The organism is Bradyrhizobium sp. GW821-FHT13H05 (genome assembly GCF_058804065.1).
On record NZ_JBXAPO010000009.1, the window covers coordinates 38,792 to 59,714 of the forward strand.

Here is a 20,923-nt window from a genome sequence, read left to right on the forward strand (position 1 = left end):
GAGGCGACGATGGCGCACGAAGACCGCTACGGCCTGCCGCTCTCCACCTCTTCGGACGAAGCGGCCAGCGCCTATCGCGAAGGCGTCGACCTTCTGCTGGCGGGTTGGACCGGCACGGCGGAGATGCTGGAGCGCGCGATTGCAGCCGATCCCGACTTTGCGCTTCCCCACATCGCCCGCGCCCGCGTCCACGCCTTCTATCAGCAGGGCGATCTCGCCCGGCAGAAGGCAGCGGGCGCACGCGAGCTCGTTGCCAAGCGCGGCACCGAGCGTGAGCGCTCGCATGTCGAGACGCTAGCGCTGGCGATCGAGGGGCGACTGCCCGAGGCGATCGTATCGATGGGCAAGCACATCGACGCATGGCCGCGCGATGCCGTGGTGCTGTCGCTGCCGCTCGGCGCGTTCGGCCTGTTCGCCTTCTCCGGCATGGCCGATCACGACCGCGCGCGGCATGAGCTGTGCGAGCGCGTCGCGCAGCACTATGGCGAGGACTGGTGGTTCCTCACCATGTCCGGCTGGGCGATGACCGAGAATGGCGACGTCGCGCGCGGCCGCGGCATCACCGAGCGCGGCTTCAATCTACGCCGTGCCAATGCCCACGCGGCGCACGCGGTGCTGCATGCGATGTTCGAGGACGGCTCGATTGACGAAGCCGACCGTCTCGTCGACGAATGGATCCCCTCCTACGGCCGCGCCGGAATTTTGCACGGCCACATCCTCTGGCACCAGGCGCTCGGCGCGCTCGAGCACGGCAATGCGGACCGCGCGCTTGCGATCTATGCCGACGTGCTTCAGCCCTCCGCCACGCAGGCACCGCCGCTCAACGTCGTCACCGACGGCGCCTCGCTGCTCTGGCGTCTGTCGGCTTACGGCCACGCCGTGCCGGAGACGCTGTGGCTCGAGGCCGACGCCGCCGCGCAAAAGCTGTTTCCAAAATCAAGCCTGCCCTTCGCCGACGTTCACATGGCGCTGTTCGCCGCCGCAACGCAAAACCGCGAGGCGCTCGCCGCGCGCCTTGCCGTGATCGAGCAGCGGCTTGCCGACGGCAAGCTGCCGGCCGGCCCCGTGGTGCCTGCGATCTGCCGCGCGCTCGCGGCCTTTGCCGATGAGGACCATGCAGCGTGTGTGCAAACGCTGGCGCCCGTTCTCACCGAAGTCGTGCGCATCGGCGGCAGCCACGCCCAGCGCGAGTTGATCGAGGACACCTTTATCGTCGCCCTCATGCGCAGCGGCGAGTTGCCGCGAGCCCGCGCGCTGCTCGATGCCCGCCTGCACCGCCGTCCGTCCCTGCGCGATACACGCTGGCAGGCGGCGATGGGCTAGCTCTGCCACGAAAAAAACACCGGCCTGACGGCAAGTGCCTGCCGGGACGGTGGGGCGATTTTGGCGAATCGCCAAGGGGTGGCGCTGTGGTATTCCAGACGGACTTGGCAACACAAACCGGATCGCAACCAATTTGCGGTTCGATGGTTGTTGGACGGAACTTTTCCGCCACCGTGGTCTCTGGCATATGAGCCTGACGATGCGCCTCCGCCGCCCGCTGCTGGCCGCAACCCTCATTGCTCTCGCAAGCCCTTGTTTTGCCGAGTCTTCCGCGCCCATTCCCGTCAACAATCCGCGGGCGCTGCAGAATTCTTTCATCGACCTGCTGGCGCTGATGTCCGGCCACTGCAAGACGCTGAAGGTCGCCGGGCGCACCTTCGCCTGCAAGACGGTGGCCTACGCCCATGGCGACAAGGGCCGGGTCAATTTCGCGGTCGCCGTCGACGATCCCAGCGATGTGAACCACGTCGTCTCGTTCTCCGGCGAGAACGGCAAGCGCGCCGACGACAATTCCTACGAGCTGCCGATCGACCGCATGCTGCTCAACTCCAAGGACCGGCCCAAGGTCGACGGCCTCCCGGTGCCGGCGGAGCAGACCTCGACCGGAATCTGTCGCCAGACCGGCAATTTCGCCGCCAGGAAGGTCAACGACGTCACCTGCTCGGCGACCGACACCGACGGTCGCACCTACGAACTGCTGTTCATCTCCGACGGTACGCCAGTGAGCGTGCGCCGCATCAGGCAGTCGGCGCCGTCGATCCAGGATCCTTTCAAGTAGGCGATCGACGGCGGCGTGATGATTCACGCGGCCCACAAAATTTTCCCAACATCCTCCGTCGTCGTCCGCGCGAAAGCCAGGACCCATGTCGCGTGATCTATTTTTCGCCAGCGACAGCTCCGCCGCGCAAGATGCAAGCCGCTCATATATCCTGCCAAACAATTCATTTGCTTTGTCGGCCGCCAAATCCGACTTTCGTCTGAAATAACACGACACAACTCTGGGGGGATGCTGCGCCCGACTCTCCCGCGCACCATTTCATCGACCTCGCTCTCCGATCAAACGTCTGACGCTGACAATCCGGCAACGCGGTTGCTGGATTGCAGGATCGACGCGTCATGACCGGATGCGATGCCATCTGCTGTCCGAAGTAGCTAGCCAAGAGAGGGGACCGCCCATGACAGACAAGCGTGCCAGTGTTCAATCGACATCCATCAGAAACATCGCGCTCGCCTTCGCGACTTCGGCGATGATGCTCGCACCCCACACGGACGCCAGCGCCGCAGGTCTCAAGGACCTGCCGTCGATCGCCCCCGTGATGACGTGCAGCTCGCTCACGAGCCTCGATCTCGGCGAGATCAGCAAGAAGGTCGGCGGCACCATCACCATCTCGTCGGCCGCGGTCGTGCCGGCATCGGCGACCAACCCGGCCGATTACTGTGCCGTGCGCGGCGTCATCGGGCCCGGCGCCAATTCCATCGTGATGCGGCTGCCAACCAATGCCTGGACGCAGCGCTATCTCCAGACCGGCTGCGGCGGCGAGTGCGGCAACGACAACATCGGCTATACGCAATCGACCGGCTGCGTGCCGATCACCAACGGCACGATCGCGAGCGCCACCACCAATATGGGCCACACCGGCGCGCAAGGCGCCACCTGGTCGGTCGACAATCCGCAGGCGCAGATCGACTTCGCCTATCGTGGCGTGCACGTCGCCTCGGAGGTCGCCAAGGCGATCATCGCAAAATTCTACGGCAAGAAGCCGGCCTATTCCTATTTCAGCGGCTGCTCGGACGGCGGCCGCGAGGCGCTGATGGCGGCGCAGCGCTATCCCCACGACTTCGACGGCATCGCGGCCGGCGCGCCGGCAAGCGACATGGACGTGCAAAACACCTATCACCATGGCTGGCGCGTTCTCACCAACCAGACCACGCCCGGCACGATCCCGATTCCGTCCAGGGACACCTATGTGCTGCTGTCCGACAAGCTCGCTTATGTCCACGCCAAGGTGGTGGCCGCCTGTGACGCGATCGATGGCCTCACCGACGGCGTCATCGACGATCCCAGGGCCTGCAATTTCGACACCAAGACGCTGGTCTGCAGCAACAACGGTAACGAAACCGGCTGCCTGACGCAGGCCCAGGCCGACGTCGTCCGCCGCATCCATGACGGTGCAGTCACAGCCGACGGCCAGCGACTCGAGCCGCTCGCCAATTCGGAATGGGGCTCCGAGCTCGACTGGACGCTGTTCGTGCCATCGGCCCAGGGCAAGTCGGTCGGAAGCGAGAACTTCGTCAACTCGTGGGCGGCCTACAAGACCTTCTTCAACACCTACAGCGCCAGCTGGACGCTGAACGACCTCAAGCTCACCGTATCCGGATTCAACAACACCGTGGCGACCTCGACCGTCTATGCCGCGAACAATCCGGACCTCGGGCCGTTCGCCCATCACGGCGGCAAGCTGCTGCTGTGGCACGGCTGGTCCGACCAGCACATCCCGCCCCGCGGCACCATCAAATACTGGCATGCCGTCAACGATTTGCTGGGCGACCAGCAGGTCGATCGGTTCGCCAGGTTCTACCTGTTTCCCGGCATGGCGCATTGCGGCGGCGGGCTCGGGCCGAACACGTTCGACATCGTCACGCCGTTGATGTCCTGGGTCGAGACCAACACCGCCCCCAACGCGATCGTCGCCGCCAACACGTCGACCGCAACCTCGCGTCCGGTCTATCCGTACCCGGCCGTGGCGCGGCTCAAGGCGCCCGGGCTCAATCCGACGGTGGCGGCCAACTTCGTCGCCTACACGCCGAGGAAGGAGCCGCCGGTCAGCGATTTCGTCGGGAATTATCTGTTCTCGCCCGACTATCCGCAGGCCAGGTGCCACGCCGAGGGGACCAGGCTCGTCTGCTCGAACGACCGCCGGCACGATGACGGGCGGCACGACGGGCATGATGGCGACGAGCGCCACGACGAAGCCCAGAGGTGATGCGACCCTGCTGCGCGCCACGCTCCAATGAGGTGCTGGCGCGCAGCGTCTCTCCCGGCGCTGCATGGCATGGCAAGTGACGATGCGATTCCCGGTAGTCATGCTGACGGTCCTTCTCGTCATCGGCCAGGCGGCAGCGGTGGCCGCGATGCCGGGCACCGAGACGGACCAGAATCAGGTGCAGACGCGGCGAAGCGGCAATCCCCTGTGGGCCGTCCCGCTCGCTGAATTGAGCGCAACCGGCGAACGTCCGATCTTCACGGCCACGCGTCGCCCGCCACCATTGCCGCTGGCGACGGAGACTCCGGCAACATCCCCGCCTCAACCGGCGCAGGCACAGCCAGACCGACCCGCTTTGTCCCTGCTCGGAACGGTGACGGAAGCGGACGGCGTCCGGGGGATCGGCATCTTCATCGACGATCTCGCCAAGCGCGCGCTGCGTCTCAAGGTCGGCGAGCAGCACAAAGGATGGGCCATCAGGCAGGTGCAGCGGGGCCTTGCGGTGCTCGAAAAGGACGGCGCGCGCGTCGTGCTGACGCTGGCCTCGCCGGACACCACGCCTGCCGCCGTGCCTGTGCTGCCCGCCTCTGCGCCTCAACCTGCCGCAGAGCCGGCCGCGCCGCGGCCGAAGCCGCTCGCCCCCACTCCCGTCGCCGCCTTCGACTGGATGTCGATTTTGCGGCAAGGCGAGGCCGGATCGCTATAGTTGCGGCGTAACGTCTCCTCGCGTCGTCTCCAGCATCCCACGCGAGTTGAATGTTCAGCTCGGCGCGTGCAGTGTGGCTGGCACAAACGCCGGCAGCGTAAAGTCCGGCGACGAAAAGTGCCGGGGATGGGAATGCGGATCGATTTTCTGGGCCTGCAGGCCTTTGTCAGCGTGGCCGAGCGCGGCAGCTTCCTGCGCGCCGCTGCTCATCTCAATTTGTCGCAGACGGCGCTCAGCCACCGGATGAAGAAATTCGAGGAGGACCTCGGCGTTGCGCTGTTTGTGCGCACGACGCGGCAGGTCTCGCTCACAGCGGCCGGCCTCGAGCTGCTACCGAGGGCCTGCGCGCTGCTCGACGAATTGTCCGACACGCTCGAAGGCGTGCGGAGCCAGGGCGCCAAGAAAGTCGAACGCGTCACCATCGGATGCCTGCCGACGATCGCGGCCTATCAGCTGCCCCGCGTGCTGCGCGAGTTCAGCGCCGCCTACCCGAACGTGTCGGTGAAGATCTACGACAATTCGGCGCGCGAGATCGCGCAGCTGGTGCAATCAGGCACGGCCGAGTTCGGCCTCACCATCGTGTCGCCGAACGTCGCCGACGTCGAGGTCAAGGTTTTGGCCAAGGAACCCTTCGTGCTGCTGTGCGCCAAGGACGACCCGTTGGCGAAGCGGCGCTTCGTCAACTGGTCGCAGCTCGGCAGCGCGCCGCTGATCCGTATCAGCCCGCAGGCCGGCAACCGCGTGCTGATCGACGACGCACTCGGCCATCGCCGCGAAAAGCTGAACTGGCGCTACGAGGTGCAGCATCTCCAGACCGCGGTCGGGATGGTGCTGTCGCATGTCGGCATCGCCATCGTGCCCAAGATCGCCGGCAGCCTGCCGGGCGTGACGGGCCTCGCGGCCGTGCCGCTGCGCAACCCCAGCGTTCACCGCAGCCTCGGCGTCATCACAAGGCGCGACAAGCCGCTGTCACGCTTCGCCCAGGCCCTGCTCCACATGGTGCGTCAGCATTTTGTCACGATGTTGCGTTGAGAGACCGCCGTCTCACGCGAACGCCTTCTCCAGCGTCGCGAAGATCACCGCGAGCGATTTGTCGTGGCGGGTCACCGGCGGCACCGGGCGATCGATCTTCATGAGCTGATAGACCGCCATCTGCGCCGCGCGCACCGAATACTCGACGGTGAAGACGACGTCGTCGGGGATTTCGACGAACTGGCTGACGAAGGCGAGGTTGACCGAATTTTTGGGCACCGGCAGCGGCCGGTCGGTCAGGTTGCGCGGCATGAACATGCTGGTGATGTAGGGCATGCGGCAGGGAATGCAGGTCGCGGTCTCCAACACATCGCGATCGAAATTCAGATGCCCGCACAGCTCGTTCAGGATCTCCGCACCACCGCACTCGGACATCGGCTTGGCGACGAAATTGCCAACGCGGTCCGGATGCAGCGCATAGCCCCAGAACACCTGCACGTCCTTCGGCTGGCCGACAAAATGCGGCTGGTGGTACAGCACCACCGACATCAACCAGTTGGAATCCCTGAACGTGACGAGGCCGCCGGTGCCGGCCCTGTTGCCGGAGAACGCTTCCATCTTGTCGAAAAAGCGCGGGTCGCGGCAGGTGGCGGTGAAGGACAGCCAGTAGGACTCGGGAATCGAGCTGTTGAACGCGGACGGATTGCCGAATTCGGGACGCTCCTTGGCGATACTCTCCCACAGCGCCCAGCCCTGGCTGTCGGCCTTGGTCAGGTGCGGCGGCGGCTCGGTCATGGAGCCCAGGCTCGTGGCATCGGTCATCGAACCGTTCTGGAAGAACACGAGGTCGCCATCCTCGAGACGGACATTGGCCGTGCGGCCGTCGCGGTCGAGCACGAGCTGGCGCACGCGCACGCGGCCGCCCTCATCTTCGAGCATCATGTCGGTGACACGTGTGCCGCGCACGAACTGCACGCCTTGCCGCTTCAGCCAGTCGGCGAGCGGCCGCACAATCGCGTCATACTGATTGTAGACGGTGCGCTTGACGCCGGCGAGGGTCTCGATGCGCGAGAACTCGTTCATGAAGCGGTGCAGATAGCGCTTCAGCTCGACCGCGCTGTGCCATGGCTGGAAGGCGAAGGTGGTCTGCCACATGAACCAGAAGTTTGATTCGAAGAATTTCGGCGACAGCCAGTCGGTGATGCGGCTGTTGCCGAGCGTCTCTTCCGAGGCCTCGGTGAGCCGCAGCAGTTCCAGCCGGTCGCGCGCGGAGAAGCCCATATGCGAGACGTCGATCTTGAAGCGGTTGCGATCGACCAGCCGCGCCTGGGAATGCGCCGGATTCTCCTCGTTGAACGCGACAGTTTCATCGCGCACGCTCAGTCCGGGACGTTCGAGCGAGGGAATCCCCGACAGCAGGTCCCAGGTGCATTCATAGTGGTCGGTGGTCAGCATGCGCCCGCCGCGCAGTGAATAGGCACCGTTCGCGAGCAGCGCACCGTCGAGGCTGCCGCCGAGCAGCGGCTGCGCCTCGTAGATCACGATGTCGCGACCCGGCAGTTGCGCGTCGCGAACCAGGAACGCCGCGCCCGCGAGCGATCCGATGCCGCCTCCGATGAAATACGCCTTCATGACTTGCCTCGATTGCAATTCGAATTCTTGCGGCGACATTGCATGGCGAGGCGCAGCCGAAGTTGCGCTGGATCAAGCGCGGCAACTGCCGGAAATCACGTCGACGTTATTGCCATAGGCTTCCTCGCATAGATCTGCTCGATCTCGGCGGCGAAGCGATGTTCGAGCGCGGGGCGCTTGTTCTTCAGGGTCGGCGTGAGCAGGCCGGCGGCAATGGTCCAGGGGTCCAGCGTCCACCACACCGCGCGCGGGGTCGCATAGGACGGATAGGCCTTCACCGCCGCCGCGATCCGCGCGAGCAGCGCGGCCCGTTCCGCTGCGCCGCCCTGCTTGCCGCTGGCGGCTAACCTTTCCTTCTCCTGCACCCAGGCCTTGGCGTTGAGCACGACCAGCGCGGTGAGGAAGGGCCGCTGCTCGCCGACCACCAGCGCCTGCTCGAACAGGGGATCGGCGAGGATCGCGGTCTCCAGATCGACCGGCGCGATCTTCTCGCCGGTGGACGTCACCAGGATATCCTTGATGCGGCCGGTGATCGTGATGCGGCCGTTCTCGATCCGGGCCTGGTCGCCGGTGTGCAGCCAGCCGTCGGCCTCCTTCACGCGGCGCGTTTCTTCGGGTTTGTGCCAATAACCGAGCATCACGCTGGGACCACGCACCAGCAGCTCATCGTTCTCACCCAGCCTGACCTCGACGCCGTCGAGCACGTGGCCGACCGAATGCGGATCGTTGTCCTCGGGGGTGTTGACCGAGACCACCGGCGAGGTCTCGGTCATGCCGTAGCCCTGCAGGATGTCGAGCCCGAGCGCGAGGAACAGGCGGATGACGGGCTCGGCGATCGGTGCGCCGCCGGAGACCGCGACGCGCAACCGGCCGCCGAGCTGCGCCAGCACCTTGTCGGCGACGAGCCGCTTCAGCAGCGGCCAGGCCAGCCGATCGACCACCGACGATCTGTCGCGGCCCTGCCGCGCATCGAAACGCCGGCCGCCGACGGCAATCGTGAGGTCGAGCAGCGCCCGCTCGATGCTTCCAGCCGCCGCCCGATGCTGGATGATCAGTGCATGGATGCGCTCATAGATCCGCGGCACCGAGATCAGCACCGTCGGCCGCACATGCTTGAGATCCTCGGCGAGCAGCGGCACCGAGCGCGCATAGGCAACGCAGGCCCCGGCGGCGATCGGATAGTAATAGCCGCCGGTGCGCTCAAAGGTGTGCGAGAGCGGCAGGAAGGACAGGAAAACATCGTCGGGCGCGGCCGCAATACGATGTGCGATCGCCTTCACATTGGCGACGACGTTGTCATGCGACAGCATCACGCCCTTCGGCCGTCCCGTCGTGCCCGAGGTGTAGACGATGGCAGCGAGATCGTTCGGCTCAACTGCCACGTCGGGGAGCGGCGCAATTGCGCCCGGTGCTTGTGCGAGCCAGTGGTCGAGCCCGACGATGCGCGCATCAGGCGTGATGAGCCCGCTCGCATCCGCGCAGACGACGCGCTTGAGATGATCGAGCGGCTGGCCGGTGGCCACGATCGCCTGCCAGCGCTCCAGACTGTCCACGAACAGCAGCAGCGCGCCGGAATCGCCGAGGATGTAGGCAATACTGTCGGGGTTGTCGACCGCATGCATCGGCACCGGCACGAGACCACGCGACAGCGCCGCCTGGTCCATCGCGATATGCGCAATGCCGTTCGGCATCAGGATGGCGACGCGCTCGCCGGGCAGAAGCTCCTCCGCGGCCAGCGCCCGCCGCCACAGCTCGAACTCTGCGTCGATCTCGCGCCAGGACTGGCTGATCCAGCGCCCCGCACCCGCGTCGAAATGGCGATAAGCTTCCGCCGCCGGCGTCGCCTTGACGCGCCAGCGCAACAGCTCCGGCAGTGTTGTCACCTCAGCGAGCGTCTGCGGTTGACTGATCGGCCCCGGCATGGCGTCCTTTCCTGACCGTCGATTCCCGTGAATCTGGGTGCTCGACACTAGGCTGGCCAGTCCTCGCCGCCTTGATCCTCAGCAAGGCGGCCATGCTATGGAGCGACCCATGACGCGCGACCTGCTGTTTCTGCTGCGCCCCGGCTTCGAGGACCCGGCCTATCCGGGCCGGCGCTTCTATTGCTGGCATTGCGCGCTGATCGAAGGCCTGCTCGTCTCGTTTCCACAGCATGCCGAAAAGCTCGACGTCGAGCGCATCGCCTGGCCACGGCCGCGGCATGCCGTGATCGAATTGGTCGGGGAGGAGAACCAGTGGCTACCGCTGCTGGTGCTCGCCGATGGCGCGACCTCGCCGCACCAGACCGGCAGCTACCGGGGCCGTGCCTTCATCGCCGACAAGGACGCGATCCTCGCCGCGCTCTCCGAACGCCACGGCTTTCCCGGTCCGCATCCGTAGCAAAAGGTCCATAGCCGCAATGACGTCGCGAAACGAGGGAAGATTGGCATTGTGCATTGCCGATCGCCTCGCATATTCGACTCAACACGCCGTCCGAAAGGTCCGATCATGCCAAGCCCCCTCCCCGCCCTCATCCTCGTCGACGTCCAGCGCGCGTTCGACGAATGGGAGGCGGCGGGCAAGCGGCGCAACAATCCGGATGCGGTGGCGCGCATCGTCGATCTGCTCACCGCGTTCAGGGCGAATCGCGCGCCAATCTTCCACATCCGCCACGAGGGCACCAAGCCGAACTCGACCTTTCTGCCATCACGCTCCGGCTACGCCGTCAAGGACGAGGCGCGCGAAGCACCAGGCGAGCCTGTTATCGTCAAGTGCGTCAACAGCGCCTTCATCGGCACCGACCTCGAGCAGCGCCTGCGCGACGCCGGCATCACCACGCTCGTCATCTGCGGTGCCACCACCAATCATTGCGTCGAGACGACGACACGGATGGCCGGCAATCTCGGCTTCGACGCGCGCCTGGTGCGTGATGCGACCTGGACATTCGACCGGGTCGGGCCCGACGGCGACGTGCATTCCGCCGAAGAGATCCATGTGATGACGCTATCGAATCTCAATGGCGAATTCGCACGCATCGTCACCGCGAATGACGTGATTGCATCATTCGCGGCGAAGTGATGGCAGCGATGCGATCAACGCGATGATGCGACAATAAATCCCACGACGCCTCGTCATTTTCGAAAGTTCGACATCGCGCGCTGCGTCGTTTCGACGCCTGCACTGGCCGGAACGCAGCCAGCGCCCATCTGTTGTCACACGACATTCAACTGGAGTGATGACATGAAATATCTCTTTGTCGCGATGGCCATCGGTGCTGCGGCGCTGGCCGGCGGATCGGCGGCGAACGCGGCCAACAGCACCAGCGCGAAGCAGAACGCGCGAGCGGGCCAATCGACCGACATCAGCGCACAGCACAGGCACCATCATCATGGCTACCGCCATCATCACTGGCGCCATCACGGCCACGGCTACTATCGTCCGCACCACCGCAGCTACGGCTATTACCCGCGGCACCACGGCTATTACGGCGGTGGACCGTACGGCTATTACGGCGGCGGCGGTCCGGCCGTGACTTTCGGCTTCGGCGGCAATCGCTGGTAAACCGGCGCGTACGGATGAACGAGGGGCCCGCGCATGCGCGGGCCTTTTTTCATCCGCGCAAGATCATCCCCGCCGTCGCCAGCGCGCTCGCCAGCGCCGCCTCGACCGTGCCCATGTCGCGGCCGCGATAGAGCGCTTCGCCGGAGAACAGCACGGGGCCGTCGGCGCGCGCCAGGATCATCTGCGCTTCGCGCGTGCGCGGCGTCGCCCAGGAATAGGCGCCGCGGGCGAAGGGATCGTGCACCCAGTTCGTCGCCGCCGCCGCGACGAGGTCGCGCGCGATGTCCTGGCGCGGCAGGCCGAAGATGACGGCGAGCGAAGCGAGCCCGGCGTCGATCAGTCCTTGCGGGTCGAGACCTTGCAGCTCCGCCGTCCGCGGGCCGCCGAACCAGCCGGTGAGCACGGGATACTGCTCCGGATAGCGCGTCCACCACACCGGGATGGTCTGGTCCGACAGCAGGAAGGTCATATCCGCGAGATCCGGCTTTCGTTCGCGCCACCATGGTCGCGCGAAGCGGAGCAGGATTTTTATCACGCTGCCGAAACCGATGTCGTCGGCGGCAGCGGCCTTCGCGCGCGCGGCCGCGGGCAGCGCGATATCCCGCAGCAACGGCAGCGGAACGGTGACGATCACGCGATCGCAGTCGTGCACATCGCCATTGGTGCAGCGGACGACGACTGCGTTGCCCTCTTCCGCGATCGCCGACACCACGCAGCCAAGGCGGATTGCGGCGCCATGCCCGCGGCACTCGGCCGCCAGAAAATCGATCAGCGCGCCATAACCGCCAACGATGCGCGCCTGGGTATGGTGCCCGCCATCCATCCATTCCTCGCGCAGCGCCAGAATGGAGGCGCGCTCGGGATCGGCCGCATCGTAGCCCTCGACCATCCGCTCGATCGAATAGCGCAGCCGATCATATTCGGGTCCGGCAAAATGACGGCGCAGGAAATCGGCGACGGTGAGGTCGTCCTTCAAATCGCGGAGCACGGCATGCAGCTCCGGCTCGCGCGGATCGTGCCGGTCCTCGCGCGAGAATCCTGCGCCGTCAAAGCTCCATTGCGTGCCTTCGATCTCCTGAAGCGACAGCCCCGCCTCGCGCAGCAGGGCGCGCGTGACCGGCGCCTCGCCATGGACGAATTCGGCGCCGCCATCGGCGGGATAGCCGAACTCCGGCTCCGGCAGCGGATGGATGCGCCCGCCGCAGCGCTCGCGGGCTTCCAGGATCGTCACCCTCTTGCCGGCGCGCGCGAGCTCACGCGCCGCCATCAGGCCGGCGGCGCCGGCGCCGACGACAATGATGTGCTCAGACATGTCCGACATGCCGGCGCGTCACCTGGCCAAGGCTTGCGAAGCCACGGCTTCCGCATCGTTCTTGATCAGATAGCGCAGCAGCAGGACGCCGCCGCCGAGCTCCCGCGTGCTCTCCAGCGTCATCGCGGCGAGAGGCGCACGCTTGTCGCTGTCCGCCTCCGTCGAGTCGAACACGAAGGGCGCGCCCTTAGCGCCATCGATCGCGGGGCTGAGGATCAGATTGAATTCATCGATGAGACCGGCGCGCAGGAACGCGCCATTGGCGACACCGCCGCCCTCCACCAGCAGCCGCTTCACCTTGAGTTCGCGGCTGAGGATGTCCAGCGCCAGCGCGAGGTCGATCTCGGACTTGCCCGCGAAGATGTAGGACACGCCTTCGCCGCGGAGCCCTGCGAGATGCGAATCCGGCACGCTCTCGGTCAGCACGACGACGATCGGATCGCCGCCGATGTCGGAGCGGCCCCAGCCGATCTTGCCCTGCGCGTCGAGCACGACGCCATAGGTCTTTGCATCGCGCCGCGCGAACCACGGCTCTCGCGGAAACGTCTCGGCCGTTCCGGCGGCATAAGGCTTGCCCCTGGCGAACTCCGAGCCGGTGACGCGGCCGATCACCCAGGCATCGCCGCCGAGCTCGTCGTGGATCTTCTCGAACCAGTCCGCGCCAGCGCCCTTCGGACGCCAGCGGCTGGGGTGGGTGCGGCCGTCCAGGCTGGAGTGCATCAGACAGATGACGTAGGGCTTCATACCAATCTCCGGATGATGCTCAAGCTGCCGTTCCGCTGCCGCCGCTCTTGGCGCGATCGTTCACGATCACCGCGAGCGGATTGAGCTTCGGTGGCGCGACCAGCTTGAGCGTGTTGGTGTCGTGATGATTGAACGGCGCGCCACGGACGAACAACTCGGTCTGGATCAGATAGGTCCAGCTTCCGTCGTCATTGAAGGTGATGTCGCAGCGGTAGGCATCGGTGCGGAACGCCTGTTCCAGGAAGTCGGTCGAGCAGATCCCGTAGGCGGTGTCGCCGCGCTTCGCCGTCACGGAGATCCTTCTGTCATCCGGCCCGGCCTTGCCAGAGGCGAGCAGCACCTGCCCGCGTGGAATCGCCAGCGTCTGCATGATCAGCCCGGTCGCGGGCTCCCACAGCCAGTAGCCGACCTGGTCGTGGAAGGTGATGTCTTCCTCCGGCGTGTTGATGTGGATGTGGTAACGCAGCCCGTAGAGGAGCTGCGGGCCGTTGGCCTGCGGATCGATCGGGTCCATGCGGATATGCTCGATGAAGGTCCGCCGCTCCGGCCCCTCCGCCTTCGGATTGACGTCGATGCCCTTGTCTGCCTGCCAGCTGCCGGCAAGACGGCGCAGCGGGCCGAGATTGGCAAGGCCGTCGGGCGAAACGTCCTCGGGCTCGGTGAAGATGTCGGCGGGAATGGGGAGCATGGCTGGCCTCGCGTCGTTGCGGGAGCAGCAATAGCATGGAGACGGGAACCTTGGCTCGCGCTCAAGCCTCACAATCGCGAATGGACATCCGCGCCACGCGCAGACGATGGTCGGGCTTCAAGGGGAGTTAGCGAAGCGGAGCCGAACCTGCCAGTTCGGCTCCGTCGCCAGGACGATTAGTGGCGATGGTCGCGGACCTCGGGCTGAGTGCGGTGGTCCCGAACGATGGTCTGATTGCGATGGTCGCGCACAATGGGCGGGTCGCGATGGTCACGGACGATGGTCGTCGCGTTCGAGGGGGTCGCCACGCTCGCCAACGTGATCGCTGCGAGAGCCACAAGGATGGTATTGCGCATCAGACTTTCCTTTGCTTGGTGGATCACTGCGAGCCACCTGACAACAGGCTAGATCGACCGGCTGGAATGATATGTGTCGCCAATCACGCGGTGATCATCGATGCGCTGGCGACCGTGCCTCGTCCAATCGGGGGAGAGGACAGGCTACGGCCGCCGAAGCTGATTCAACGCCAGCCCGCCGCGAGTGCCACGCTGCTGCAGTACGCCGAGGTCTCACCGGAGCGCCAGCCGGTGACGCGTCCGGCCTCCTTGCACTCGTCGTAGCTCTTGTAGTTGCCGACGTTTCGGCACGTGGGTGAATACACGCCGCCCGAGGCGTTGCAGCCGACCCAGGGCTTGTCAGCCGTCTTGAAGCTCGATTGGCAACCGCCGGCGCAGCTGCCGGTTTCGCGTTCGAGCTTGGCGAGCTTCGCGGTGTCCGACATCGGCCCGACCGCTGCCGTCGAAATGGCCGGCGACGTGCGAGAATTGGTGCTGCGGACCGCCACATGATGCACCGGCCGGTGCGGCCTTGTCATTTGCTTCGGCGCGTCGACCGTAATGCCCGGAAGCTGGTCGGCAGGGGTCGGTTGAGACATTGCCGGACCGCTCAGGCACAGCAGCAATGCAAGCGATGGGAGAGCAACAGCGGGACGCGCAACGAAGCGTGACGACAACGTCATGACCATGTCCTTCCAATGCGGGGAGACAGTCAATTCCATCTCCGTAAGATCAAGACTATCATCCGCCGCTGGAAGTCGCATCTGGCAAATTGTGCAACCTGATATGCCCTGCATACGCGCGGCGCTGCCTGCCACAGTTTTAGTCAGATGACGCACAGTCAACGCGCTGGGCTCGCGGCAGCACGGGCGCGAGCCCACCATCGGCGAAATCATCGCCCAAGGAGCGCCCCAAAGGACAGCTTAAGTGCTTGTGTTCAGTGTTCCCGTTTGCGCCTGGGAATCACGGTGATAAGACCATTGGCTCAGGATTGTGAAATTCGCCATAGGTGATGAAGCCACTCCTCAAATAGCTTCCAGGTGACGTCCGTGATTTTGAAGTGAGTGGTTTGGGATGCAGCAGGCTTCGGTCGAGAAATTCTCGGACCTCATCGGCGAAATCTATGATTGTGTGATCGCACCTGAACGCTGGACCGGAGTCCTGGACGGGATTTGCACCGAGTTCGGCTTTGCCACCGGCGCGCTCTCGGTCGCCAGCCTCACCAACATGAAGGCCGTCGTCAATGCGGTCTCCGGGAGCGACCTGACCCAGATGTCTCGGAACGCAATCGGATATGGCGCTGACATCATCGAGCTCTGGGGTGGCGCCGAGCGCATTGCGCAATACCCGCTCGGAGAGCCGATCGTTCAATCCCAGGCCGTGCGGCAGGACATCATCGCCGGCAATCGCTATTATCGCGAATGGGCGCTGCCCAAGGGCCTGTTCGACGCCGTTGCTGTCGGCCTCGTTCGCGACAGGGCGATGATTGGAAATGCGATCTTCAGCCAGCATGAATCGGCCGGCCCCATCGACGATGCGCAGGTTGGCGGATTGCGCCTGCTCGCGCCCCACATCCGCCGCGCCGTGACGATCAGCAATCTGTTCGACATGAAGGCGGTGGAAGCTGCGACATTCGCCGCCACAGTGGAGGCCCTGACGGTCGGCGTCGTGCTGGCGGACGAGGATTCGAACATCGTTCACGCCAACGCCGCCGCCACCGCCATGCTCGCAGCCGAAGATCCCATTGTGGTTCGGCATGGCAGGGTCGCCGTTCAATCCGCGGCGACCACCGGCACGTTGCAATCAGCCGTCGCGCAGGCGGCGAAGGACGAAGCAACGCTCGGCCAGAAAGGCATCGGCATCCCGATCCCCCGCCCGAGCGGTGACCCCTTTGTCATCCACGTTCTGCCGCTGCGGCGCAGCCACATGCGATCCGGCTTGATCCAGCGCGCCGCCGCCGCTCTGTTCGTGGCGTCAGCCTCCGGACCGCCGCGAATGCCGCACGATGCGCTCAACCAGCTCTACGACCTGACGCCGGCCGAGATCCGCATCTTCGAGCTCATCTGCGAGGGACAGACGCGGAGCGCGATCTCGGAGTTGCTCGGCGTCTCGCTGAGCACCGTCAAGAGCCACCTCATTCATGTCTTCGAAAAGACCGGCTGCCGGCGCCAGGTCGACCTGGTCCGGCTGGCGAAGTCGCTGACGTTCCCGGTGTGAGCGAGACCCTCTCACACCGCCGCGCGCGGGTTCAGCCCGCCTTCGTCCCCGTGATGGCGGCGAGCGCCTCGACCAGCCGATCGAGATCGGCCTCATCGGTGTAGAGCGCCGGCGTTACGCGGATGCATTGACCCTTGGCGACGCCGGCCCGGCGAACCGTCAGGACCTTGTAGCTGTCCCTGAGCTTCGCCACGGTGGCGTCGTTGTCGGCCTTGCTGGTCTTGCCGGCGAGGCGGAAGGACGTGATCGCGCCGTACGAACCGGCTTCATCCGGCGTCAGGATCTCGAGATCCCTGAAGCCCCTGCTGCGACTGACCCAGTAGTCGCGCAAATAACGCAGGCGGGCCTGTTTCGCCGCAGCACCGATCTGCTGATGCAGTTCGACCGCCGCGGGCACCGTCAGCACCGTCGCGAAATTGACCGTGCCGGTGTGAACCCGCGAGCGGATGTCGGTCTCTGCAAAATCCTCGTCGCCCAAATCGCGATCGATGTCGGCGAGGCGGTCCTTCCTGATGTAGAGGAAGCCCACGCCGACCGGCGCGCCGATCCATTTGTGCAAATTGAAGCCGATGAAATCGACCTCGAGCTCACCCAGCCCGAAGTCGATCTGCCCCCAGGAATGAGCAGCGTCGAGGATGACATCGATGCCCTTGGCCTTGGCCATGCGGGCGATCTCGGTAACAGGCATGACGAGGCCGGTGCGATGGCTGACATGGGTAAGGAGAAGAAGCCTGGTCTTCGGATTCGCCTCGAAGGCGCGGGCATAGGCATCGAGCACGGCCTGGCGGGTGGCCGGCTCCGGCACATCGAACTTGACCACGTCGACGCCGCGGCGCGCCTTGAGGGCGTTCATCGCATACTGCATCGAATCGTAGTCGAGGTCGGCGTAGAGCACGCTGTCGCCGGGCTTCAGCCTGTTGTAGCCGCTGATGAGCAGCTGCAGCGCTTCGGTCGCGCCGCGGGTGAGCGCGATTTCCTGCGGCGCAGCTCCGACCGCCTCCGCCACCTTGGTCCGCACGGAATCGAAATCCGCACCCGCGCGCTGCCGCGCGTAGTAGGTGTTCTGATAGTTGACCATGTCCGACAGGCGGATGAACTCGCGCCTGACAGGCTCGGCCATGATGCCCCAAAAACCGTTCTCCAGATTGGCGACATCAGGTGTCACGGCATAGAGCCCCTTCACGGCCGTCCAATAGGCCTTGTCGGTGGCGATGGCCGCTGCCGATCCGGCCAGCTGCGCCGGCAAGCCCTCGGCCGCCAAAGCCGGCGCCGCCAGCGGCGCAACGGCGGCGGCCGCGAGGCCCTTCAGAATCGACCGGCGGTCGGAAGAAATCGTCTTGATCAGATGCATGTCCACCCTCTGCGATGCGCGGCGAAAGGAGCAGCGATTAATGGAGCACCAATGACGGGGCGATGACAGTGTGATGATGCCTGGCGTTGTCCGGGGAGGGAATGCGATCTGGTGCTCGTCGGGGGCTACGCGAAGAGTGCATTCAACGCAGTGATATGCCCGCCATCTACGGCCAGATGATCGGCATGAACTTCAGTTCTCTTTGGACCAGCTCCGCCTGCAATCGCTGCGCCCGCTCCTTGGCTGCGTTGCCGACCAGCCGATATCGGCTGCCCATCGCTCGATCGGCTTCGACCTGGTGGCGAATACCTTCATACAGCCGGAGCACGCTCTGATCGCTCAGGTGCTCAAAGCTCTTGCCGGGGGGAAGCAGAGCGGAATGAGACGCATTGCTCGCTCGGATATCCGAAAGTGGCCCGCCGATCGATTTCTTCTGGTCCATGACACCTTGGTGGGTTGCGCAAGGCAACACGGGCCTCCGCCCCGAGTTCCTGGCGACAGCGCCAGCGTGCCACTGGCCCATGGGTCTCGTCCGTACAGTATTGACCACACCTGCCCTGAGGCGCGCGGCAGGGAGGAACAGCCATCCAGCTGAGCGATTGGGATAGTGGTCTGTGGCGCGATACGCGTTTCGCGGCATCCACCCGGAACGGCCCATCGTCGAACGCGCGTTCGGCGGTGGGTCGGTTTTCGCGTTCAGGACCAGGAGCTGCGGATAGCTGGCCGCTCACGTTCCGACGCCATTTATGCAGTGGACGGAATTCCGGCATTGTGCTACTTTAAATAGAAGAATAGAACGGCACTCGTTTCCAAAAGATCGCGGGCGAGAGCATCTGCTGCCGCGGGAGGGAAGCGCTCGACAACTCGTCCAAAGGAGATGGCGATGCCAACGATTATTCAGGTCCCGACCGGCGGAATTGTCGTCGAGGTCTATGTCAAGCAGGGCGACAATGTGACTCCTCAGCAGCATCTCTTCGCAGTGGAATTCGGCAAGACACTCCTGATCCAGCGCGCGACGGTGGCGGGCACCGTCACCGACGTGGCGGTGAAGCCGGGAGATCCCGCCGTCCCGGATACGCCGGCCATCACAATCGCCTGAAGGGCGATGAGATCAGGATGTCATCGCGCTCTGGTCGCGCCGTCCGCTTGCGCGCCGCTGCCGCGTGGCACGGCGATCCGATTGATCGGCGTCGGCTCTGCCGTGCCGTGGTAACGGGCCTGCCGGACGCAGACGAGGTCGTAGTGCTGGGCAGGCCACGACCGTTCGACTTTCGGTCGCTTGATCTCAACGGTGGCCTGCACCGCCTCGGACAACCAGGTCATGTCGGGAATGACCGACAGAAAGATCATTGGACGCCAGTCCGGCAACGCGTTGGGATGCGTGGCGTGCAATAGCCGCGCATCCTGCACCACCAGGTCTCCGGCTCGGACCGGCACATCGACTGCATCGGGAGGCGCGGCGAGCAGAGGATGTGCTTGACGCTCTCCATCTTCGCCCAGCAATTCCGCGGTTCGGCTCATCGCCGCATGAAGCTCATGCCGCCTGCGATGCGTTCCGCGCAGCACGCGCAGGCATCCGTTCTCCGCACCGACGTCGCGTAGATAAAAGGCGAGCACGAGAAGTGGCGGTCGATCGCCGAAGCTCACCTCGTCCGACCACCCCCACCAATCCTGGTGCCAGTACAGGCCGGGGCTGTGCGGCGGCTTCTGGATGACGAAGCCCATGAACCATTTCGGATCCGGAAATCCCAGCGCGCGCAGCAGCAGATAATGCTGCTCGAGCCCGACGAACCAGCCGAGCTCCGGAAGCGCGCTGATGTCGGTGACATGGCCCAAAAATCGATCGCCGGGAAATTTGCGCTCCTCGTCCGTCGTCTGGGCGTCGCAGATCGCCCGCAGCCGGATCAAGTCTTCCTGACCGAGGACATCGTCGATGACGCAATATCCGTCGACGAAGAGCTCATCCGCTTGGCGGCGGAGATCCCGTGTCCCGTTCAGGGCGCCGGTCAATTTCTCAATGCCAGCGCATGGCACGCACCGGGGCCATGGCAGAATCCCCGCTAGCGCGTCCGGCGAAAGACATCATTGCCCCTGGCGATCTTGATCCGCCCGGTCGCGGAATCGACATAGGCCAGCTCCCACTGCGTGTTCATGACGTTGCCAGCCAGCGTGCCAGTCCAGGCCGCAACGGAATTGCAGCTCTTGAAGCTGTTCTTCCAGGTCACCACGAAGCGCACATTGCCCGCGCCTGACCTGCCGCTCGCGTCGAACGGCATGTTCTGGCAATCGAAGCCTGATGCCTGATTGACGTATTGGCCCACAAAGCCACCGTTCGCGCCGGGCGCAAAGACGGTCAGCTCGGAGCCACTTTGATTCTGCCAGGACGACGGGATCGGGAGTTGTTGCGCAGAGGCGCATACGGTCGAAACGCCCATGAGGATCAACAGCAGCGCAATGACGCGAACCATGGCCACCTCCCGGAGAGAATGACGAACCATAGCTAGAAGAATGCATCGACGCAACTTAAAGTTAGCCAGACCTTCAAGCGAGAGAGCTGGAGGCATCGTTCCAATGACGCGCACGCCAGCCATGTTCATGGGCGAGGCCCATGCCAAATCGACCGCACAGCCCGAAGGCTTCAATTTCGTTTCGGGAGGAATGGTGCCCGGGGAGGGAATCATACGCAACCACCGCACGAGGAACCACTGTTTGTTCTCAGTATGGTGGCGTGAGCGCTTGGCACGATGGCGGAGATTACAAACCCACAATCGCGGGAGTCCTGCTTTGTTATTGGCTGGCAGCCTGGCTCGCTGGGAAGCATCGCTTACGGCCAGCCGGAACCCGCCGCTGGTTCGCCCCCTGGCGAGGTTCAGATCCCGGAGGTGCAACCACCGATACCAACATTCGCTTCAGATCGCGATCTAACCGTTGCGGGGGATGCGCAACAAACGCCACCGCAGACCGCTCCGCGCGTGATTTCGTACTGAACGGCTTGCCTAAAGTGTTTTCGAGCGAAGTGGATACCGGTTCGCGTGAAGAAAACGCGTCAAAACAAGAATCTAGAGCTTCGGTTCTGATTCAATCAGAACCGATAATGCTCTAGTGTCGCGAATTCGAAG

The 20,923-nt window shown here is 64.8% G+C and carries 21 protein-coding genes; 10 read left to right on the top strand and 11 right to left on the bottom strand.

Annotation, left to right across the window (positions count from 1 at the left end; all coding sequences use genetic code 11):
* The first annotated feature begins 9 nt into the window (after positions 1-9).
* The 5 genes from AC1RR3_RS25055 (at position 10) to AC1RR3_RS25075 (ending at position 6,045) form a co-directional block, all read left to right on the top strand.
* Positions 10-1,323 (top strand): tetratricopeptide repeat protein, encoded by a 1,314-nt coding sequence (locus AC1RR3_RS25055; RefSeq protein ID WP_492825763.1) that lies wholly within the window; start codon positions 10-12, stop codon positions 1,321-1,323.
* A gap of 199 nt (positions 1,324-1,522) precedes the next feature.
* A complete protein-coding gene (locus tag AC1RR3_RS25060; RefSeq protein ID WP_492825764.1) occupies positions 1,523-2,101 on the top strand; it encodes a hypothetical protein in 579 nt (192 codons plus the stop codon).
* A 397-nt stretch (positions 2,102-2,498) separates the two neighbouring features.
* A complete protein-coding gene (locus AC1RR3_RS25065; protein WP_492825765.1) occupies positions 2,499-4,307 on the top strand; it encodes a tannase/feruloyl esterase family alpha/beta hydrolase in 1,809 nt (602 codons plus the stop codon).
* A 100-nt stretch (positions 4,308-4,407) separates the two neighbouring features.
* Entirely contained in the window at positions 4,408-5,013 is a 606-nt protein-coding gene (locus tag AC1RR3_RS25070) for a hypothetical protein (RefSeq protein ID WP_492825766.1), read from the top strand.
* Positions 5,014-5,145: 132 nt separating this feature from the next.
* Entirely contained in the window at positions 5,146-6,045 is a 900-nt protein-coding gene (locus tag AC1RR3_RS25075; RefSeq protein WP_492825767.1) for a LysR family transcriptional regulator, read from the top strand.
* Between the two features lie 12 nt (positions 6,046-6,057).
* Here the strand turns inward: AC1RR3_RS25075 and AC1RR3_RS25080 are convergent, their stop codons facing one another.
* Entirely contained in the window at positions 6,058-7,656 is a 1,599-nt protein-coding gene (locus AC1RR3_RS25080; protein WP_492825768.1) for an oleate hydratase, read from the bottom strand.
* 56 nt (positions 7,657-7,712) lie between these two features.
* Positions 7,713-9,539, bottom strand: coding sequence for an AMP-dependent synthetase/ligase (locus AC1RR3_RS25085; RefSeq protein ID WP_492825769.1), 1,827 nt, complete (start codon positions 9,537-9,539; stop codon positions 7,713-7,715).
* Between the two features lie 109 nt (positions 9,540-9,648).
* On the opposite strand from AC1RR3_RS25085, the gene AC1RR3_RS25090 reads away from it, so the two are divergent.
* The 3 genes from AC1RR3_RS25090 to AC1RR3_RS25100 all read left to right on the top strand — a co-directional run bounded on the left by AC1RR3_RS25090 (position 9,649) and on the right by AC1RR3_RS25100 (position 11,157).
* Complete coding sequence (locus tag AC1RR3_RS25090; RefSeq protein ID WP_492825770.1) at positions 9,649-9,996, top strand: DUF3088 domain-containing protein; 348 nt, start codon at positions 9,649-9,651, stop codon at positions 9,994-9,996.
* A 108-nt stretch (positions 9,997-10,104) separates the two neighbouring features.
* Positions 10,105-10,674: a cysteine hydrolase family protein gene (locus tag AC1RR3_RS25095; protein ID WP_492825771.1), complete on the top strand. Its 570-nt coding sequence runs from the start codon at positions 10,105-10,107 to the stop codon at positions 10,672-10,674.
* 162 nt (positions 10,675-10,836) lie between these two features.
* A complete protein-coding gene (locus AC1RR3_RS25100; protein WP_492825772.1) occupies positions 10,837-11,157 on the top strand; it encodes a hypothetical protein in 321 nt (106 codons plus the stop codon).
* Positions 11,158-11,206: 49 nt separating this feature from the next.
* Here AC1RR3_RS25100 and AC1RR3_RS25105 read toward each other — a convergent pair whose 3' ends face one another.
* The 5 genes from AC1RR3_RS25105 to AC1RR3_RS25125 all read right to left on the bottom strand — a co-directional run bounded on the left by AC1RR3_RS25105 (position 11,207) and on the right by AC1RR3_RS25125 (position 14,925).
* A complete protein-coding gene (locus AC1RR3_RS25105; RefSeq protein ID WP_492825773.1) occupies positions 11,207-12,478 on the bottom strand; it encodes a flavin monoamine oxidase family protein in 1,272 nt (423 codons plus the stop codon).
* Positions 12,479-12,487: 9 nt separating this feature from the next.
* On the bottom strand, positions 12,488-13,213 hold the full coding sequence (locus tag AC1RR3_RS25110; protein ID WP_492825774.1) for a RibD family protein: 726 nt from the start codon (positions 13,211-13,213) through the stop codon (positions 12,488-12,490).
* 19 nt (positions 13,214-13,232) lie between these two features.
* Positions 13,233-13,901 carry an FABP family protein gene (locus tag AC1RR3_RS25115; protein WP_492825775.1) on the bottom strand — a complete coding sequence of 223 codons (669 nt, stop codon included), beginning with the start codon at positions 13,899-13,901 and terminating at the stop codon, positions 13,233-13,235.
* A gap of 176 nt (positions 13,902-14,077) precedes the next feature.
* On the bottom strand, positions 14,078-14,257 hold the full coding sequence (locus AC1RR3_RS25120; protein ID WP_492825776.1) for a hypothetical protein: 180 nt from the start codon (positions 14,255-14,257) through the stop codon (positions 14,078-14,080).
* Between the two features lie 164 nt (positions 14,258-14,421).
* On the bottom strand, positions 14,422-14,925 hold the full coding sequence (locus AC1RR3_RS25125; RefSeq protein WP_492825777.1) for a hypothetical protein: 504 nt from the start codon (positions 14,923-14,925) through the stop codon (positions 14,422-14,424).
* Positions 14,926-15,310: 385 nt separating this feature from the next.
* On the opposite strand from AC1RR3_RS25125, the gene AC1RR3_RS25130 reads away from it, so the two are divergent.
* Positions 15,311-16,453, top strand: a complete 1,143-nt coding sequence (locus AC1RR3_RS25130) for a helix-turn-helix transcriptional regulator (protein ID WP_492825778.1) — start codon at positions 15,311-15,313, stop codon at positions 16,451-16,453.
* Between the two features lie 31 nt (positions 16,454-16,484).
* On the opposite strand, the gene AC1RR3_RS25135 is transcribed toward AC1RR3_RS25130, so the two are convergent.
* Complete coding sequence (locus AC1RR3_RS25135; RefSeq protein WP_492825779.1) at positions 16,485-17,804, bottom strand: aminotransferase class V-fold PLP-dependent enzyme; 1,320 nt, start codon at positions 17,802-17,804, stop codon at positions 16,485-16,487.
* Positions 17,805-17,970: 166 nt separating this feature from the next.
* Positions 17,971-18,246 carry a hypothetical protein gene (locus AC1RR3_RS25140; RefSeq protein WP_492825780.1) on the bottom strand — a complete coding sequence of 92 codons (276 nt, stop codon included), beginning with the start codon at positions 18,244-18,246 and terminating at the stop codon, positions 17,971-17,973.
* Between the two features lie 441 nt (positions 18,247-18,687).
* On the opposite strand from AC1RR3_RS25140, the gene AC1RR3_RS25145 reads away from it, so the two are divergent.
* Positions 18,688-18,903, top strand: a complete 216-nt coding sequence (locus AC1RR3_RS25145; protein ID WP_492825781.1) for a biotin/lipoyl-containing protein — start codon at positions 18,688-18,690, stop codon at positions 18,901-18,903.
* Positions 18,904-18,923: 20 nt separating this feature from the next.
* Here AC1RR3_RS25145 and AC1RR3_RS25150 read toward each other — a convergent pair whose 3' ends face one another.
* Positions 18,924-19,814 (bottom strand): phytanoyl-CoA dioxygenase family protein, encoded by an 891-nt coding sequence (locus AC1RR3_RS25150; RefSeq protein ID WP_492825782.1) that lies wholly within the window; start codon positions 19,812-19,814, stop codon positions 18,924-18,926.
* A gap of 50 nt (positions 19,815-19,864) precedes the next feature.
* Entirely contained in the window at positions 19,865-20,485 is a 621-nt protein-coding gene (locus AC1RR3_RS25155) for an avidin/streptavidin family protein (RefSeq protein WP_492825783.1), read from the bottom strand.
* Positions 20,486-20,923 lie beyond the last annotated feature (438 nt).

Bases quoted from the DNA above. Each gene is read 5' to 3' on its own strand.
- AC1RR3_RS25070 (WP_492825766.1), top strand. From the start codon at position 4,408: ATGCTGACGGTCCTTCTCGTCATCGGCCAGGCGGCAGCGGTGGCCGCG.
- AC1RR3_RS25145 (WP_492825781.1), top strand. From the start codon at position 18,688: ATGCCAACGATTATTCAGGTCCCGACCGGCGGAATTGTCGTCGAGGTC.
- AC1RR3_RS25120 (WP_492825776.1), bottom strand. From the start codon at position 14,257: ATGCGCAATACCATCCTTGTGGCTCTCGCAGCGATCACGTTGGCGAGC.
- AC1RR3_RS25135 (WP_492825779.1), bottom strand. From the start codon at position 17,804: ATGCATCTGATCAAGACGATTTCTTCCGACCGCCGGTCGATTCTGAAG.
- AC1RR3_RS25125 (WP_492825777.1), bottom strand. From the start codon at position 14,925: ATGGTCATGACGTTGTCGTCACGCTTCGTTGCGCGTCCCGCTGTTGCT.
- AC1RR3_RS25130 (WP_492825778.1), top strand. From the start codon at position 15,311: ATGCAGCAGGCTTCGGTCGAGAAATTCTCGGACCTCATCGGCGAAATC.
- AC1RR3_RS25090 (WP_492825770.1), top strand. From the start codon at position 9,649: ATGACGCGCGACCTGCTGTTTCTGCTGCGCCCCGGCTTCGAGGACCCG.
- AC1RR3_RS25080 (WP_492825768.1), bottom strand. From the start codon at position 7,656: ATGTCGCCGCAAGAATTCGAATTGCAATCGAGGCAAGTCATGAAGGCG.
- AC1RR3_RS25115 (WP_492825775.1), bottom strand. From the start codon at position 13,901: ATGCTCCCCATTCCCGCCGACATCTTCACCGAGCCCGAGGACGTTTCG.
- AC1RR3_RS25095 (WP_492825771.1), top strand. From the start codon at position 10,105: ATGCCAAGCCCCCTCCCCGCCCTCATCCTCGTCGACGTCCAGCGCGCG.
- AC1RR3_RS25105 (WP_492825773.1), bottom strand. From the start codon at position 12,478: ATGTCGGACATGTCTGAGCACATCATTGTCGTCGGCGCCGGCGCCGCC.
- AC1RR3_RS25085 (WP_492825769.1), bottom strand. From the start codon at position 9,539: ATGCCGGGGCCGATCAGTCAACCGCAGACGCTCGCTGAGGTGACAACA.
- AC1RR3_RS25140 (WP_492825780.1), bottom strand. From the start codon at position 18,246: ATGGACCAGAAGAAATCGATCGGCGGGCCACTTTCGGATATCCGAGCG.
- AC1RR3_RS25055 (WP_492825763.1), top strand. From the start codon at position 10: ATGGCGCACGAAGACCGCTACGGCCTGCCGCTCTCCACCTCTTCGGAC.
- AC1RR3_RS25065 (WP_492825765.1), top strand. From the start codon at position 2,499: ATGACAGACAAGCGTGCCAGTGTTCAATCGACATCCATCAGAAACATC.
- AC1RR3_RS25155 (WP_492825783.1), bottom strand. From the start codon at position 20,485: ATGATTCCCTCCCCGGGCACCATTCCTCCCGAAACGAAATTGAAGCCT.
- AC1RR3_RS25110 (WP_492825774.1), bottom strand. From the start codon at position 13,213: ATGAAGCCCTACGTCATCTGTCTGATGCACTCCAGCCTGGACGGCCGC.
- AC1RR3_RS25075 (WP_492825767.1), top strand. From the start codon at position 5,146: ATGCGGATCGATTTTCTGGGCCTGCAGGCCTTTGTCAGCGTGGCCGAG.
- AC1RR3_RS25100 (WP_492825772.1), top strand. From the start codon at position 10,837: ATGAAATATCTCTTTGTCGCGATGGCCATCGGTGCTGCGGCGCTGGCC.
- AC1RR3_RS25060 (WP_492825764.1), top strand. From the start codon at position 1,523: ATGCGCCTCCGCCGCCCGCTGCTGGCCGCAACCCTCATTGCTCTCGCA.